Source organism: Mycobacterium sp. BMJ-28 (genome assembly GCF_054404835.1).
Genome location: NZ_CM136783.1, coordinates 995,118 through 1,009,208, shown reverse-complemented (window position 1 = coordinate 1,009,208; position 14,091 = coordinate 995,118). Strand labels below are relative to the sequence as shown.

15 protein-coding genes, 1 tRNA gene and 1 pseudogene are annotated in these 14,091 nt (G+C 65.0%); 10 read left to right on the top strand and 7 right to left on the bottom strand.

Annotation, left to right across the window (positions count from 1 at the left end; all coding sequences use genetic code 11):
• Positions 1-291 precede the first annotated feature (291 nt).
• Positions 292-813 carry a hypothetical protein gene (locus ACXPWS_RS05035; protein ID WP_458711385.1) on the bottom strand — a complete coding sequence of 174 codons (522 nt, stop codon included), beginning with the start codon at positions 811-813 and terminating at the stop codon, positions 292-294.
• A gap of 126 nt (positions 814-939) precedes the next feature.
• Here ACXPWS_RS05035 and ACXPWS_RS05030 point away from each other — a divergent pair, with 126 nt between their 5' ends.
• The 9 genes and pseudogenes from ACXPWS_RS05030 to ACXPWS_RS04990 all read left to right on the top strand — a co-directional run.
• Positions 940-1,245, top strand: coding sequence for a hypothetical protein (locus tag ACXPWS_RS05030; RefSeq protein ID WP_458711384.1), 306 nt, complete (start codon positions 940-942; stop codon positions 1,243-1,245).
• Positions 1,246-1,253: 8 nt separating this feature from the next.
• Entirely contained in the window at positions 1,254-1,496 is a 243-nt protein-coding gene (locus ACXPWS_RS05025; RefSeq protein WP_458711383.1) for a hypothetical protein, read from the top strand.
• Positions 1,493-1,756 (top strand): hypothetical protein, encoded by a 264-nt coding sequence (locus tag ACXPWS_RS05020; protein WP_458711382.1) that lies wholly within the window; start codon positions 1,493-1,495, stop codon positions 1,754-1,756. The genes ACXPWS_RS05025 and ACXPWS_RS05020 overlap by 4 nt, the downstream gene beginning before the upstream one ends.
• Before the next feature lie 276 nt (positions 1,757-2,032).
• Positions 2,033-2,632 carry an MT-A70 family methyltransferase gene (locus ACXPWS_RS05015; RefSeq protein WP_458711381.1) on the top strand — a complete coding sequence of 200 codons (600 nt, stop codon included), beginning with the start codon at positions 2,033-2,035 and terminating at the stop codon, positions 2,630-2,632.
• 384 nt (positions 2,633-3,016) lie between these two features.
• A complete protein-coding gene (locus tag ACXPWS_RS05010) occupies positions 3,017-3,247 on the top strand; it encodes a hypothetical protein (RefSeq protein WP_458711380.1) in 231 nt (76 codons plus the stop codon).
• Positions 3,244-5,454 (top strand): type IV secretory system conjugative DNA transfer family protein, encoded by a 2,211-nt coding sequence (locus ACXPWS_RS05005; protein ID WP_458711379.1) that lies wholly within the window; start codon positions 3,244-3,246, stop codon positions 5,452-5,454. Before ACXPWS_RS05010 ends, ACXPWS_RS05005 begins: the two co-directional genes overlap by 4 nt.
• A gap of 175 nt (positions 5,455-5,629) precedes the next feature.
• Positions 5,630-6,472: a replication-relaxation family protein gene (locus tag ACXPWS_RS05000; protein ID WP_458711378.1), complete on the top strand. Its 843-nt coding sequence runs from the start codon at positions 5,630-5,632 to the stop codon at positions 6,470-6,472.
• Positions 6,473-6,490: 18 nt separating this feature from the next.
• The gene (locus ACXPWS_RS04995) at positions 6,491-7,156 is read left to right on the top strand and encodes a hypothetical protein (RefSeq protein WP_458711377.1); all 666 of its coding nucleotides are present in this window, start codon (positions 6,491-6,493) and stop codon (positions 7,154-7,156) included.
• Positions 7,108-8,217: pseudogene (locus tag ACXPWS_RS04990) on the top strand (recombinase family protein); the annotation flags it as partial. The gene ACXPWS_RS04995 and the pseudogene ACXPWS_RS04990, both read left to right, overlap by 49 nt.
• A gap of 240 nt (positions 8,218-8,457) precedes the next feature.
• Here ACXPWS_RS04990 and ACXPWS_RS04985 read toward each other — a convergent pair.
• From ACXPWS_RS04985 to ACXPWS_RS04960, 6 genes are all read right to left on the bottom strand, one after another.
• Positions 8,458-8,922 carry a hypothetical protein gene (locus ACXPWS_RS04985; protein ID WP_458711376.1) on the bottom strand — a complete coding sequence of 155 codons (465 nt, stop codon included), beginning with the start codon at positions 8,920-8,922 and terminating at the stop codon, positions 8,458-8,460.
• A 172-nt stretch (positions 8,923-9,094) separates the two neighbouring features.
• Positions 9,095-9,170: transfer RNA gene (locus ACXPWS_RS04980), tRNA-Ala, on the bottom strand.
• Positions 9,171-9,221: 51 nt separating this feature from the next.
• A complete protein-coding gene (sepX, locus tag ACXPWS_RS04975; protein ID WP_458711375.1) occupies positions 9,222-10,277 on the bottom strand; it encodes a divisome protein SepX/GlpR in 1,056 nt (351 codons plus the stop codon).
• A gap of 208 nt (positions 10,278-10,485) precedes the next feature.
• The gene (locus tag ACXPWS_RS04970; protein ID WP_458711374.1) at positions 10,486-11,097 is read right to left on the bottom strand and encodes a GNAT family N-acetyltransferase; all 612 of its coding nucleotides are present in this window, start codon (positions 11,095-11,097) and stop codon (positions 10,486-10,488) included.
• A gap of 48 nt (positions 11,098-11,145) precedes the next feature.
• Positions 11,146-12,399, bottom strand: coding sequence for a molybdotransferase-like divisome protein Glp (gene glp / locus ACXPWS_RS04965; RefSeq protein WP_458711373.1), 1,254 nt, complete (start codon positions 12,397-12,399; stop codon positions 11,146-11,148).
• A 40-nt stretch (positions 12,400-12,439) separates the two neighbouring features.
• Positions 12,440-13,351 carry a UTP--glucose-1-phosphate uridylyltransferase gene (locus tag ACXPWS_RS04960; protein WP_458711372.1) on the bottom strand — a complete coding sequence of 304 codons (912 nt, stop codon included), beginning with the start codon at positions 13,349-13,351 and terminating at the stop codon, positions 12,440-12,442.
• 53 nt (positions 13,352-13,404) lie between these two features.
• On the opposite strand from ACXPWS_RS04960, the gene ACXPWS_RS04955 reads away from it, so the two are divergent.
• The gene (locus ACXPWS_RS04955) at positions 13,405-13,986 is read left to right on the top strand and encodes a 5-formyltetrahydrofolate cyclo-ligase (RefSeq protein ID WP_458711371.1); all 582 of its coding nucleotides are present in this window, start codon (positions 13,405-13,407) and stop codon (positions 13,984-13,986) included.
• Positions 13,987-14,091: the final 105 nt, after the last annotated feature.

Genomic DNA, 14,091 nt, shown 5'->3' with positions numbered 1-14,091 from the left:
CCCATCGGTCTCCTCCAGCTACCAGCGCGACAATTCCTCCACACGTAGCAGGGACGAGGTTCGGCTCCCGACATGTGAGCGTTGCGCCGGCGTCGGTCGGATCGCCCGGGATCTTCGTCAACTGACTAGGGATTCGGTGGATGTTGCGATCCAACCTCCGGTTACATCCGCCTGCTTGCGTATTGGTCTGCCGCCCATGGTTACAGGGTCGCTGACCCAACCAAATCGTAGGTAGTCACCCGCCTTATATCGCGGCACCTCCTGTTTGAATTGGAATTTCGTCGGCAACGTTCAGCTTGATTGCTCCGACACAGCGGTGAACCACTGGCGGGTCCGTCGGGTCAGCTCCCAATATTCAGCCAAAGTCAGGTCTGTGATGAGCGCCATGATGTGATCGATTTTCGATCCGTTCGTTGGTCCTTGACTTCGCGCATCGCCGTCAACCCTCAGCAACACGTCCGCGAAATACGCGATCGCATTGTGCTCTGGCCGCTTTCGAAACGTCTCTACCGAGTAATAACCGAGTCGCGCCGCCGCAACCTGTCGAAGCACGGTTGGGGATGCGCCACGCCGTCCGAGTTCCAGGCCGAGTAGGAGTCCGATAGCTGTTCCCTGTGCACCTTCGGCATACGACTGAAACGCGTGGCGGAGCATGCGCTCAATGTCTTCAGCATCCCCGGCTCCCACCGTGGCCGTTGCCAGTTGCGCCAAACACCCAAGGTCATTGATGCGCTCACGGAGCCGATGCAGACCTACCTTGCGCACGATCTTGAGCTCAGCAATCAGCACGTCGCGATCGACCCGTTCCGCCATGACCTAATTCTGCGCAAAAATTGCCCAGTGTGTGACCTGAATCTGTGTCGGCGGAGTTGGCAAGGTCGTGAACAGCGGAAATGGTCTGCTAAGCCCGACCGAAACTTGACCACTTTGGAGGTATCCATGTCTCTCCCCATGATTCGACAATCCAGCGCCGTTGCCGCGGAGGTTCCCGATGGCTTCAGCCGAGCCGAAGGCAAGCAGCTCGCGAGGCTACAGAACGCCGAACTCACCCGTGGCCTTGTCTCTGCAACCCGCGTCCACGCCGCGGCCACGGTCGCAGGCATTGGCCTGCAGGCCACCGGCATGCTGTCCCGGGAAGCAGCATTTCAAGCTGACGGCGATCCGGTAGCGGCCAACCGCCTGAACTTCATTGTCGACCAGTTCGCGAACTACGTCGGCAATGAAGTCGCTCGGTTCGGACGGTAGGCGAGGAAATGACCGCTGACCGCGCCATCAATTCGACGGCACCGGATTGGGTTCCAGCCGGTGATGACAGCGAGGTGACCAGCGCCCTACTTAGTCAAGTCTTGGAGCGGCAATTCGCATTCACTGATGAACTGCGCGTCATCGCCAATCGGCATGTTGACCAAGCACCCGCCAGCTGCCTGCACGTCACTGAGCTGACTGCCATCCTGGCGCGGGCCGTCCTCGACTGGATCCAGGACTGGCCGACATGAGTACCGGTGCGATTGAGTTCCTCCTAGGGACGCTGTTTTGGTTGACCGTGATGACCTCGATCTATGCGGCGGTGCTGTTCGCCGCAGACGCCCTGATGGAGGCCGCACGTCAACGCCGTCACGCTCGGCAGCGTCTACGCGAAGAGCTAGCACGGATCGATCATGAGGCCCAAGCATCAGTACTCCGGATCGCTGGAGCCTTTGAAACTGCCCGACGCGAGCTCAACCGAGCCGGTGCCAACGAGGTGCAACGTTCATAGCGAGTGGCGCCTTCGCTGGTGCTCATCGCTGTGCATTCCACAACGTATGCATCGTTCGTGGACCATTGCCACGGAAGTCCAATTGACCCCCGTAACGCGATGTCCGGTCGCTCGTCCGATCACGCGACCGGTCACCCGATCCGACGATTGAGCCGCACGCCTGCTCATCGTTTAGTCAGAGGCATACCCAGCACTGCACTGCGGCACTACCAATCTCGATTGGTCGGCGCCTGTCCTTGTTGCGCCTAAAACACTGGGAGAAAGGAGCTTTCCTCGATGCACACCATCCAGACCCGACCGGCACCCACCGCAGGTCCGACTCGCTACCGCACCATTCTGGCTGATCCGCCTTGGGACATTCAGCAACACGGTGCACGCGGCGCTTTCCAACACTATCCACTGCTGCCGCTCGACGCCATCAAGTCCATGCCGATCGCGGATCTCGCCGCACCCGACGCGCACTGCTGGTTGTGGGTCACCAATGCCACCCTGCGGGCAGGCTACGACGTGCTCGAAGCCTGGGGATTCGTGCCCCGTTCACCTTTGACATGGGTCAAACCGCGACTGGGGCTTGGCAATTACCTGCGCAATGCCACCGAGCATCTGATCCTGGGCACGCGTGGTCATGCGCCGGTCAAGTTCCGCGCCCAGGCGACGTGGATGTTCGCCCCACTGCAGGACCACTCCCACAAGCCAGAGGAGCAGTACCCGCTCATTGAACGGATCAGCGAGGGACCGTATTTGGAGCTGTTCGCCCGCCGGCGTCAACCCGGCTGGGACGCGTGGGGCAATGAGATCGACTCCGACATCGTGGTGCCCGGCTATCCGGTGCCTTCGGACCTGCGGGACGGTCGGGCAGGGAGGTCACGCACATGAGCAACCACTCCCCCTCGAACAATCCCATTCAGTGGTTCTTTCATGCCTGTCTACTCATTTTGTTCGGCGTCGTCGCACTGTCGGTGGCCGTGCGTCTCCTGCAAGCCATTTGGGCGTGGGTACTCGGCTTTGCGATCCTCGGCGGACTGATTGCGCTTGCAGTCTTCGCGTGGCGAATGTGGAGGCGGCCATGGTGACGAGCCTCCCTCATCCATTCACGCGCGGCGCCCAAAGGGTCTGCGCTGGAGACGATTCCGTTGTGAAATCGACATTTCTGCTTGACACGACTGTGCTTGTGGCGCATAGAGAAAGTAACGCCGCTGCCTCGGGGATGTGTGCCGGTTTAGCAATTCCAACCGTCACGCATCAGAAAGGGGGCATGTAATGGCGCATCAACGACCACGACGCAAGTACCGGAAGAACAGCGACCGCACACTGCGCGTGCGCGGGGTGCGCCACGACCCGCCAGATCCCAAGCGCCTGTCCAAAGCGCTGCTGGCACTTGCGGCCGAACTAGCCGCCGCACAAGCCGAGGCTGACGCTCAGGCCGCAGCCAGAGACGAGGTCACCCACGAGGGCGAGCACGAGAGCGGTGGGCAGGAGGGCTCTGCGTGACGGTACCTACCAATCTCGTATTTCACCGACTGTGGCTGCCGCGACCGCTCGATCCTGCCCGCGTGCTGCTGTTCCTTGAGCGCTTGGCCGCAGACCCGCTCAGTCCACGGCTGATGCTGGAAACCCGGGCCACCACGGCCGGAGTCGTGCATTTGGTGGCCGTCCATGCACCGCAGATTCCGTGGCTTTACCAGACCTTGCACGATCTGCTGCCCGGAGTCACTATCAGCGGCTCAAAAGCCGTGATCGATCGACCGCCATGCCAAGCAGCCGCGGACCTGGCCTTCACCCCCGACGCCGTAGCCCTGCGCACCGACGACCCCGCGGCCATCATCACGAGCACCCTGTCCGCGCTCGCGGTGCGGCTCAATGATGGCGACACGGTGGCAGTGCAGTTCATGCTCGGGCCGCGGCGCGGCGGCCACCATGTGCGCCACGACGCACCGGACCCGCACCAATCACTTTGGAGCCGCCTGTCCAGCGGCTCCAGAGCACTCACGGGCGCCACACGCGGACAAGTCGAGGAACGCGTCGCCCACCACGGCTTCCTGACCTCCATCCGGATCGGCGCCGCGACATCGAATTCAACGAGGCGACGCCAACTCCTCGCCAGCTTGGCCGGCGCCCTGGGGACGGCACGCAGTACCGGAGTCCGTCTGAAGGCGCGCCGTATCAAACCCCGTGTCCTTGACGACGCAGCACCGCCTCGGCGCTGGCGCCAGCGCCTGACCCCGCGCGAGCTTGTGGGCTTGATCGCGTGGCCGATCGGCGACGAGGACCTGCCAGGGGTGCCAGCGATCCATCCGCGCCTGCTGCTCCCCAAAATCACACCCGAGGAAGCGATCCGGACGGTAGGTGTCACGGCGCTGCCGGGCACAGCGCTGCCTGTGGGGATCAGTCCGCGTGACGCGTTGATGCATACGATTGTGCTTGGTCCCACCGGGTCAGGGAAGTCGACAGTGCTGCTACAGCTCATCAAACCCGACGTGGCCGCCAAAAGACCAATGCTGGTCATTGACCCGAAGTGGCAGCTGATTAACGACATCCTCGCCCGCTGCATCCCGCCCGACCGCATCGACGACGTCGTGCTCTTCGATCCGGCGTCGCCCACACCTGCTGGCTATAACCCACTCGACGCGGGCGGCCGTGATCCAGATGTGGTGGTCGATAGCCTGCTCGCAGTCTTCAAAGCCGTCTTCGCTGACGGCTGGGGACCGCGCACCGAGGACATTTTCCTATCCAGCCTGCTGACGCTCGCTAGGGCAGGGCAACATCGCGCCGACCCGTACACCCTGGTCGATCTGCCGCGGCTGCTCACTGACGCCGGCTTCCGCCAGCGGGCCCTCGCGCAGGCCCGTCCCGATGAAGTGCTGGCCGGGTTCTGGGCCGCCTACGACGACATGACCCCGGCCGCCCAGACCGCCATGATCGCCGCCCCCACGAACAAACTGCGCCGCTATCTGCTGCGCCCCGCCGCCCGCAACATCCTCGGGCAGCCCGCACCGCGCTTCCGGCTGCGAGACATCTTCCGCCAGAACAAGATCGTTCTGGTTCCCCTCAACGACGCCCTCATCGGCCCCGTCACGGCAGAACTGCTCGGCAGCCTGATCGTGGCCGAAGCGTGGCAAGCCACCCAGGAGCGCGGCAACGAAACCCACCCCATGGACCGTCCAGGTTTCGTGATCGTCGACGAATGCCAGCGGTTCCTCCACCTGCCGACCTCCTTCGAAGATGCCTTGTCCCAGAGCCGTTCCTATGGCGTTGGTTGGACTTTGGCTCATCAGCAGCGCAGCCAACTTTCCAAAGATTTGGCCGAAGCCATCGACAGCAACGCCCGCAACAAGCTCATCTTCCGGTTAGAAAGCGCCGGTGATGCCACCGCCATGGCAAAGCTCGCCCCCGGTCTGGACGCCGAGGACTTCCAGTCACTGCCTAAACACCACGCCTACGCCCGCGTCGTCGTGGACGGCGAATCCTCGGGCTGGTGCACCATCGCCACCAATCCCCCACCAGAACCCACGGGTCTGGCCGATGTCATCCGCAACCGCAGCCGTGAACTCTACGGAGCAACACCATCCACACCCACAAGCCCCCTCGGTTCCCGCCCGGCAGCTGCCGCAACCGCCGACGAGATACCTGTAGGCAGAAAGAAGCGAACACATCCAGCAACGAAAACCACTGGTGGAGAAGAGGAGTTGAATCAATGACGATTCCTGCTATTCACCTCACCCATCCGGTCACGTCGTTCACGTCTCCGCATTCTCGCAGCACCTTCCGTATAGCTCCCCCTTTCCGGGAGGGGACTGACCGCTGGATCAGCGGTCACACCGAGCCGGCGGCGCGCCGACACGCAACAAGCGGCGAGCGACGGAGGAACCGAGCATGATGCGCCTCATTACCCAGCTTGCTGAAGCGCTCAGCGAGCGCGATATGCGCATCCTGCACGACCTCCAAGAGTTCCGGCTGCTCACCACCCGCCAGATCCAACGACTGCACTTCGCCGACGGCCACGCCACCATCAGCGCCGCCACCCGCGCCTGCACCCGCGTCATGGGACGGCTCAAAGGCCACGGGCTCGTCAGCACATTGACCCGACGTATCGGTGGTGTCCGCCAAGGCAGCGCGGGCCTCACCTGGCAACTCGCCGCTACCGGCGACACCTACTTGCGGGCGGTCCGGGGGGACCCCATGCGCAGGCGCTACAGCGAACCCGGCCCCACCTTCGTCGACCACACCTTGCTGGTCTCTGAGCTCGCCGTTGGGCTGCGCGAGTACGCCCGAACACAACCAGAGTGGGACATCCATCTGGCAGCCGAACGACGCGCCTGGCGGCCTTTCAGCGGCCCGCACGGCGCCAAACAATGGCTACGACCCGACCTGCACCTCATCGCCACCGACCCAGAGTACGAACAACACTGGTTCATCGAAGCCGACCGAGGCCGCGAGCACGCCCCACAGCTGCTCCGAAAATGCCAGACCTATGTGCGCTACATGGCAAGCGGCGCCTACCAAGCCGAACACGACGTCTTCCCGACAGTCCTGTGGGTGGTGCCCGATTTCAAACGCATCCGCGAACTCGACCACATCGTGCACAGCGCCGGCCTGCCACGCCAGCTCTTCCGCTTCCGCACCCTCGATGGCTTCATCGACACCATGACCGCTCACACCGGCCCACAGCCGGTCCCGCTGCCCGGCATCTTCGACCCCCAACCCGACGCCACCTAACTCAAGAAAGGAGGACCCATGAACCCCAACCACCGACCCGATCACATTCGGCCCGAACAGGACCCGCCTGACTGGGATCTACCGATCAGCCTCGCCAACACCGAGGCCCTCGGGCGACGCCTGGAGACTGCCGGCGACTCCGACACGATCATCACCACCCAAGACGCCCAACTGATCGCCCTCTGTCTCAGCGACCGCCTCGGATCCGGCCTGCACAGCGCCATCCGCCAGTTCGCCGACATCGGCTCCATCAACGCCCCATTGCTCCGGGCTGAATGCCTGGACGTCCACACCTCAGGCGACCTACCGCCCGGCCTACAACGCTGGGCAGGTTGGCTGATCACCTACGCTGCGCACGCCCTGCCGCCCGGCGCCGGCGGTTTACAGATCCCCACCAATGGCGATGCCCTCGACGTCTACCTCCGCCTGCCTGACATCGAGGCCACCGGCGACGAGCTTCTCGAGGAGTTCAAGCATGCGTACTGCGGCAACTATGTCGACATCGACGCTGTCCTCGACGGCGTCACCGACGTCCTCGAATGGGAAAGGAAAATCCGCACCCTGGCACGCGAATTAGGCTGCGACGAATTCGTCTTCATCGACCGCGAAGCGATTGAGTGGCACCTACACGAAGGATGGGACGTTGTCCCCAGCCATGGTCGGCTGCACGTGTTCTCCCGATAGGCCGACAACAACTCGGCGGTGTTAAACCTATTGCAGCAGATGTAAATTCCGCATCGCAGCATCTATCGGAGTTCCCGCCAAAGAGAGTTACTCTCAGGACACACAAGAGCAAAACCGCGGGGTACCTTCGTGCCCTTCGACAGCAGAAAGGAGGGCACCCAATGGAATTCGAGCCAGACGCCTCCGCCGCAGCGACCCCAAGCGCCTACCTCGACACAACCACCGTATTTCCGCGGATCGCTACCGCACAACCCACCGCGCGGGAAACGGCGCCACAACAAGGGCCCAGCAACCGCGCCGTCCTCTACCTGCGAGTGTCCTCAGCCGGACAAGTCAAGACCGACTACGACCCCGAAGGCATCTCCATTCCCGCCCAACGGGTGGCCTGCGAACGCAAAGCCAGCCAACTCGGACTTGAGATCATCGGTGAGTACGTCGAGCCCGGCCGCTCCGGCACCGAGATGACCAAACGTATCGCCTTCCAAGAGCTCCTCGACCGGATCCGCCGCACCAAAGACATCGATTACGTCATCGTCTACGAACTGTCCCGCCTGGCGCGCAATCGCATCGACGACGCGATCGTGATGGCCGACCTGCGCAAGCGTGGCGTCACCCTTATTTCCGCCACCGAGAGCGTCGACGACAGCCCCGTCGGACAGCTCATGCACGGCATCCTCGCCGCCTTCAATGAGTACCGCTCCGCCAAAGACGGCGCCGACATCGCCTACAAAATGGGCGAGAAGGCCAAGAAAGGCGGCACCCTCGGTCGGGCAGCCCTGGGCTACCTCAACATCATCGATCGCAGCGAAGGCCGCGAGATCCGCACAGTTGTGGTCGACGATGAGAGGGCCCCGCTGATACGGCTCGCATTCGAGATGTACGCGACTGGCCAAGTCAGCATGGCCGACATCGCCGACGAACTTACCGCCCGCGGCCTCACCACCCGCGGCAGCCACCGCTACCGCGCCAAGCCCGTCGACTGGAAGCAACTGTCCCGCATTCTGCGCAACCCCTACTACTGTGGCTTCGTCACCTACAAAGGGACGCTCATCCGCGGCCGGCATCCGGCCATCCTTGCCCAGGAACTCTTCGAGCGGGTCCAACAAGTTCTCGACGAACGTGGCGTCGCCGGCGAACGCCGACGCACTCACCACCACTACCTCAAAGGATCGCTGTTCTGCGGACACTGCCACACCGAACGCGGAACAGACCGGCGCATGATCCTCACCCAGGCCACCGGTCGTCACGGCACCAAGTACCTGTATTTCTTCTGCCGAGGACTGCAGGACCACACGTGCAACTCATCGCACTGCAACAGCGGCCGGATCGAGGAAGCCATCGAAGAGCACTACAAAACCATCGCCTTCAGCCCGGCTTTTATCACCGCCATGAAGCAGGCACTGACCGCCACCGTCGAAGACAGCCAGAACGCCCAACGGCTCGCCCAACGAGACCTCACCGCTCAGCTGCGCACGCTGGAGCAGCAAGAGGAGCGGCTCATCGACATCGCCGCCGAGGGCACACTGCCACAGCACAAGATCAAGACACGTATCAACACCATCCACCGTCAACGCGTGGAACTGGCCGACCGCCTCGACACCGTCACTGAAGACCTCAGCGCTGCAGCATCGTTCATCGATACATGCCTCGACTTGATGGCCAACCCCTACGAGCTCTACGCCAAAGCCAGCGACGACACCCGCAGAAAACTCAACCAGGCCATCTTCCACCGCCTCTACATCGAGCAGGACGATGTGACCGCCCACCAACTACAGCCCGAACTCGCACAACTGCGAACACTCCAAGACCGGGTTGGCACCGTCCGCGGGAACCCCCAAAACGAAAATGTCACCGCTAGAAGCGGTGACATTCGTCAACAGGAGCCTTCTTTTCATGCCATCGGCATTGAAGACGTGGATGTTTTGAGTAACACCCATATGGTGGAGCTAAGGGGAATCGAACCCCTGACCTTCTCGATGCGAACGAGACGCGCTACCAACTGCGCTATAGCCCCTTGTGCCGGTAGCACGTTACCAGGAACGCCGGCGACGGCAGAAACCGACCGCTACTGGCCCGCCGCACGCGGCAGATCCCAGCTCCGGGCGGCGCGGGTGTACTCCAGATGCTCGAAGATCGGGTCCTCGTCGTCGATATCCAGCACGGCGGCACCGGGCCGGCGCAGCCGCGAAGGGACCACGTCGTACTCCTGGTCGGTGGTGTTCTCCACACCCAGGCGCGAGCGCATCATCCGGTGCGCGCGCCGGCGGCGCAGCTGCTCTTCGATGCGGGTCTGGCGGCGCAGGTAACCCAGGTAGAGCACGGTCACCGCGGCCGCGGTGCCGCACGGCCACCACATGCCGGGCCCCAGCAGGAACGGAAGCGTGGCGGTGGCCGCCAGCAGGACGGCCATCACCAACAGCACGCGCCTGCGGAAGGCATACTTGCGCGCACTGACCGCCTGCGCGGTCTTGGATTCGTAGCGGCTGCGACGCGCGGCCGACAGGGATTCCGCCCCGGCCCGGCCGGTGTCGGCGTCTGGCTCCAGGCCTGACGAATCGTCGACGTACTCGTAGTCGTCCTCGGTGCCGTCGGACAGGTCCACGGCCGGCTGGTCCTCGGCGGCCTCCGGTTCGGCGGGTTCATCCTCGGCGACCGGTTCGGCTTCGGCCTCCGGTTCGGGAGTAGCGTCACCGAAATCCAATGGCAATTCCTCGGTTTGAGGCTTGTCCTGGCCGAACGATTTGCCGATGGGCAGGGCTCCGGAGTCCTCGTCGACGATGTCCACATCGAGGTAATCCGGTTCGGTGCTCTCCGCGACGGCCTCCGCCAGCACCACCGCACGGCGCGCGGGCTGCTCGGCGCGGTCGTCCTCCAGATCGTCGAGGTCTCCGGCGTCCTCGTCCGCGGCCGGGCGCCAATGCGGATCGCTCTGGTGCCCGTCGGCCGGGCGGGTGCGCCGCCGCAGCCTGGCATTGCGGCCCGTGTTGAGCACCCGGGTCGCCAAGGCGACGTCGCTGGTGCGGCGGACGGTGTCCCGGCGACTCACCAGCATCGGCACCAGCACGAAGAGCCAGAGCACGACGAGGGAAATCCACAACAGAGATTGGGGGATGCTTGGCATGACGCCTTTCCTTTCCCCTTAGGCTAGGTCTGTGACCAGCGCATCCGTCCACGGCGCGCCGGTATCAATTACACACCTGTAATTCACAGGAGACAAGCACCATCAGTCACACGCGTCACATTGACCACAATCGTGTCGCCGAGATCGACGAAATGCCGGGGGCCTCTCGCACAAAGCGGCCACAAGGTGAGTTTGGGCGCATGAGGGGTCAGGTCCAGCTGGCCCGGCCGTTGCGCACCAGTTGCGCGGCCACCGAGCCCTGCACTTCCTCGACGGTCATCGCCACCAGAAGATGGTCGCGCCACGCGCCGTCGACATCGAGATAGCGTCGCAGCAGGCCCTCCTCACGGAAACCTGCGCGGGCCAGTACCGCGCGGCTGGCCAGATTCTCCGGGCGCACCGTCGCCTCCACCCGATGCAACATCACCGGGCCGAACGCGTGGTCCAGGCCCAGCGCCAGCGCCGCGGTGGCCACCCCCGCGCCGGTGAACTCCTTGGCCACCCAATATCCGATCCACGCCGAGCGCAGCGCCCCGTGCGTGACGTTGCCGATGGTGATCTGCCCGGCGAACTGACCGTCGAGTTCGATCACGTACGGCAGCATGCGGCCCTTGCGCGCCTCCGCGCGCAGCCCCGAACACACCGCGGGCCACGACGAAAGGGCATGGCGCACTTCCCAACTCACCTCTGCGCTGGGCTCCCAGGGCTCCAGGTGCGCACGGTCGGACAGTCGCATCCTGCTCCACTGGGCACCGTCACGCAGCCGGATGGGCCGCAAGCCCACCAGCCCGGCCCGCACCCGGATGGGCCCGGCCGGCATCGGCCAACCAGGATGCACCGGACTCGTCCGCCAACGGCTCACGTGCGGTCAGCCGCGCTGCGCGAGGAACGCGACATCGACGACCTCGCCGGTGCGAACCTGCTCGGCCTCACTGGGCACGATCACCAGACAGTTCGCCTCGGCAAGGGTGGCCAGCAGGTGCGAGGACGCCCCTGGCGCCCCGCCGAGGGCCTGCACCAGGTATTCGCCGGTGTCCTGGTCACGCATCAACTGCCCGCGCAAAAACCCCTTGCGCCCGGCCACCGAGCTGATCGGCGACAGGGTCCTGGCCTGGATCACCCGGCGCATCGGTTGCCGCTTGCCCAGCGACATCCGGATCAGCGGACGGACCATCACCTCGAAGACCACCAACGCACTGACCGGGTTGGCCGGCAGCAGGAAGACCGGCACGCCGTCGCGGCCCAACTGCCCGAATCCCTGCACCGAACCGGGGTGCATGGCCACCCGCACCACTTCCATCTCCCCGAGCGCGGACAGCACCGAGCGGACGGACTCGGCGGCCGCCCCGCCCACCGCACCCGCGATGACCAGCACCTCGGACCGGCTGATCTGGCCTTCGACCACCTCGCGCAGTTCCGCCGGATCGGCGCTGACGATGCCGACGCGGTTCACCTCGGCGCCGGCGTCGCGACCGGCAGCCGCCAGCGCATAAGAGTTGACGTCGTACACCTGCCCGTTGCCCGGTGTGCGGGACACGTCGACCAGCTCGCCGCCCACACAGAGCACCGACATCCGGGGCCGCGGATGCACCAGCACCCGATCGCGGCCCACCGCCGCCAGCAGACCCACCTGGGCCGCGCCGATGATCGTCCCGGCCCGAACGGCCACATCTCCGGGCTGGACATCATCGCCGGTACGCCGCACGTAGGCGCCGGAGCGCACCCCGCGCAGCACCCGCACCCGAGACTGACCGCCGTCGGTCCAGCGCAGCGGCAGCACGGCGTCGGCAAGGGTCGGCATCGGCGCACCGGTCTGCACCCGGGCCGCCTGCCGCGGCTGCAACCTGCTCGGCGTCCGGGCGCCGGCATCGACATGCCCGACGACCGGCAGGCTGACCTCGCGGTTCACCCCGTCGTCGTCGGTGCCGCCGACGGCCACCACGTCGACACTGCGGACGGCATAGCCATCGATGGCCGCCTGGTCGAACCCCGGCAACGGCCGCTCGGTGACCACCTCTTCGGCGCACATCAGGCCCTGCGATTCGGCAATCGCCACCCGCACCGGCCGTGGCGCCACCGCAGCGGCCGCTACTCGGGCCTGCTGCTCCTCAACCGAACGCACTGCACGCCTTTCTCCTGTCCACAGGCCGGCCGCACAGTTGTTATTTCGCGGCCAGGCCCAACCGCTCGACCAACCAACGCCGCAGCTCTGGTCCGTAGTCGTCGCGCTCCAACGCAAAGTCAACCGCAGCCTTGAGGTAGCCGCCGGGATTTCCCAAGTCGTGTCGGGACCCGCGGTGCACCACCACGTGCACCGGATGACCGTCTTCGATCAGCAGCGCGATGGCATCGGTCAGCTGAATCTCGCCACCGACACCGCGGTCCACCCGGCGCAGCGCGTCGAAGATCGCCCGATCCAACACGTACCGTCCGGCCGCCGCGAACAGCGAGGGCGCGTCCTCGGCCTTGGGCTTCTCCACCATGCCCTTGACGCGCAGCACATTCGGGTTGGCAGCATCCGGGACCACCTCGACGTCGAAAACGCCGTAGGCACTGATCTCGTCCTCGGGTACCTCGATGGCGCACAGCACCGAGCCGCCGCGCTTGGCCCGGACTTTCGACATGGTCTCCAGCACGCCGGTGGGCAACACCAAGTCGTCGGGCAGCAGCACGGCGATGGCGTCCTCGTCGTCCAGCAGACTGGCCTCGACACAGCCCACGGCGTGGCCCAGACCGAGCGGTTCGGCCTGCACCACTGCCTCCACCTTGATCAGGGCGGGTGCGCGGCGCACCTTTTCCAGCATCACGTGCTTGCCGCGGGCTTCCAGCGTGCCCTCCAGAACCAGGTCCTCGACGAAGTGCGCGACGACGCCGTCCTTGCCCTCGGAGGTGATGATGATGAGCCGCTCCGCGCCGGCTTCGGCGGCCTCGGCGGCGACGAGCTCGATCCCCGGGGTGTCCACCACCGGAAGAAGTTCCTTGGGCACCGTCTTGGTGGCCGGAAGAAAACGCGTCCCCAGACCAGCCGCGGGAACAACCGCCGTCCGCGGAATCTTGACCTGTGCCTGTGTCATCGTTGACACACTAATACCCGCGAGTACGAAGGCGAAGGGCTAGCGGCGCAATCGTGGCAATCCTGACAAAACATGCGCTGCGCGAACGCATTCTCGCCGCTCGACGCACAGTGCCGACCCAGATTCGGCAGGCCGAGGCGGCCACTCTGCAAACTCACCTTTCGGCTGTCCTTTGTTCGGGCGACATCATCTGCGGTTACGTTCCGGTGGGGTCCGAGCCCGGTTCGGTGGGCATGCTGGACGCGCTGACCGAGGCCGCGGTGCGCGTGCTGTTGCCGGTGGCCCGCGACGGAGAACCGCTGCGGTGGGGTGACTACCGGCCCGGGCATCTGGTTTCCGCGCCGTTCGGTTTGCGGGAACCGGCGCCGCCCTGGCTGGAACCCGAATCGATAGCGGCCGCGAGCGTGGTGCTGGTGCCCGCGCTGGCCGTCGACCGGCGCGGGGTGCGCCTCGGTCGCGGGGCCGGCTTCTACGACCGCGCGCTGCCGTTGGCCAGTCCGGCCGCCAGGCTGATCGCGGTGGTGCGCGACGACGAGCTGATCGACGACATCCCGGCCGAACCGCACGATGTCCCCATGACACACGTGCTCACCCCCGCAAGGGGCATCGTCGCACTGCGCCGACCGGCGGATTGAGCACACCGCGCAGCGATGCGACGCCATAAGTCGCGTCCCGGCCCGCGGCAGCCTACCGTTCATTCGGGGGCACTGTGATGTGCATCACTTCGGACGGGAAGCCGG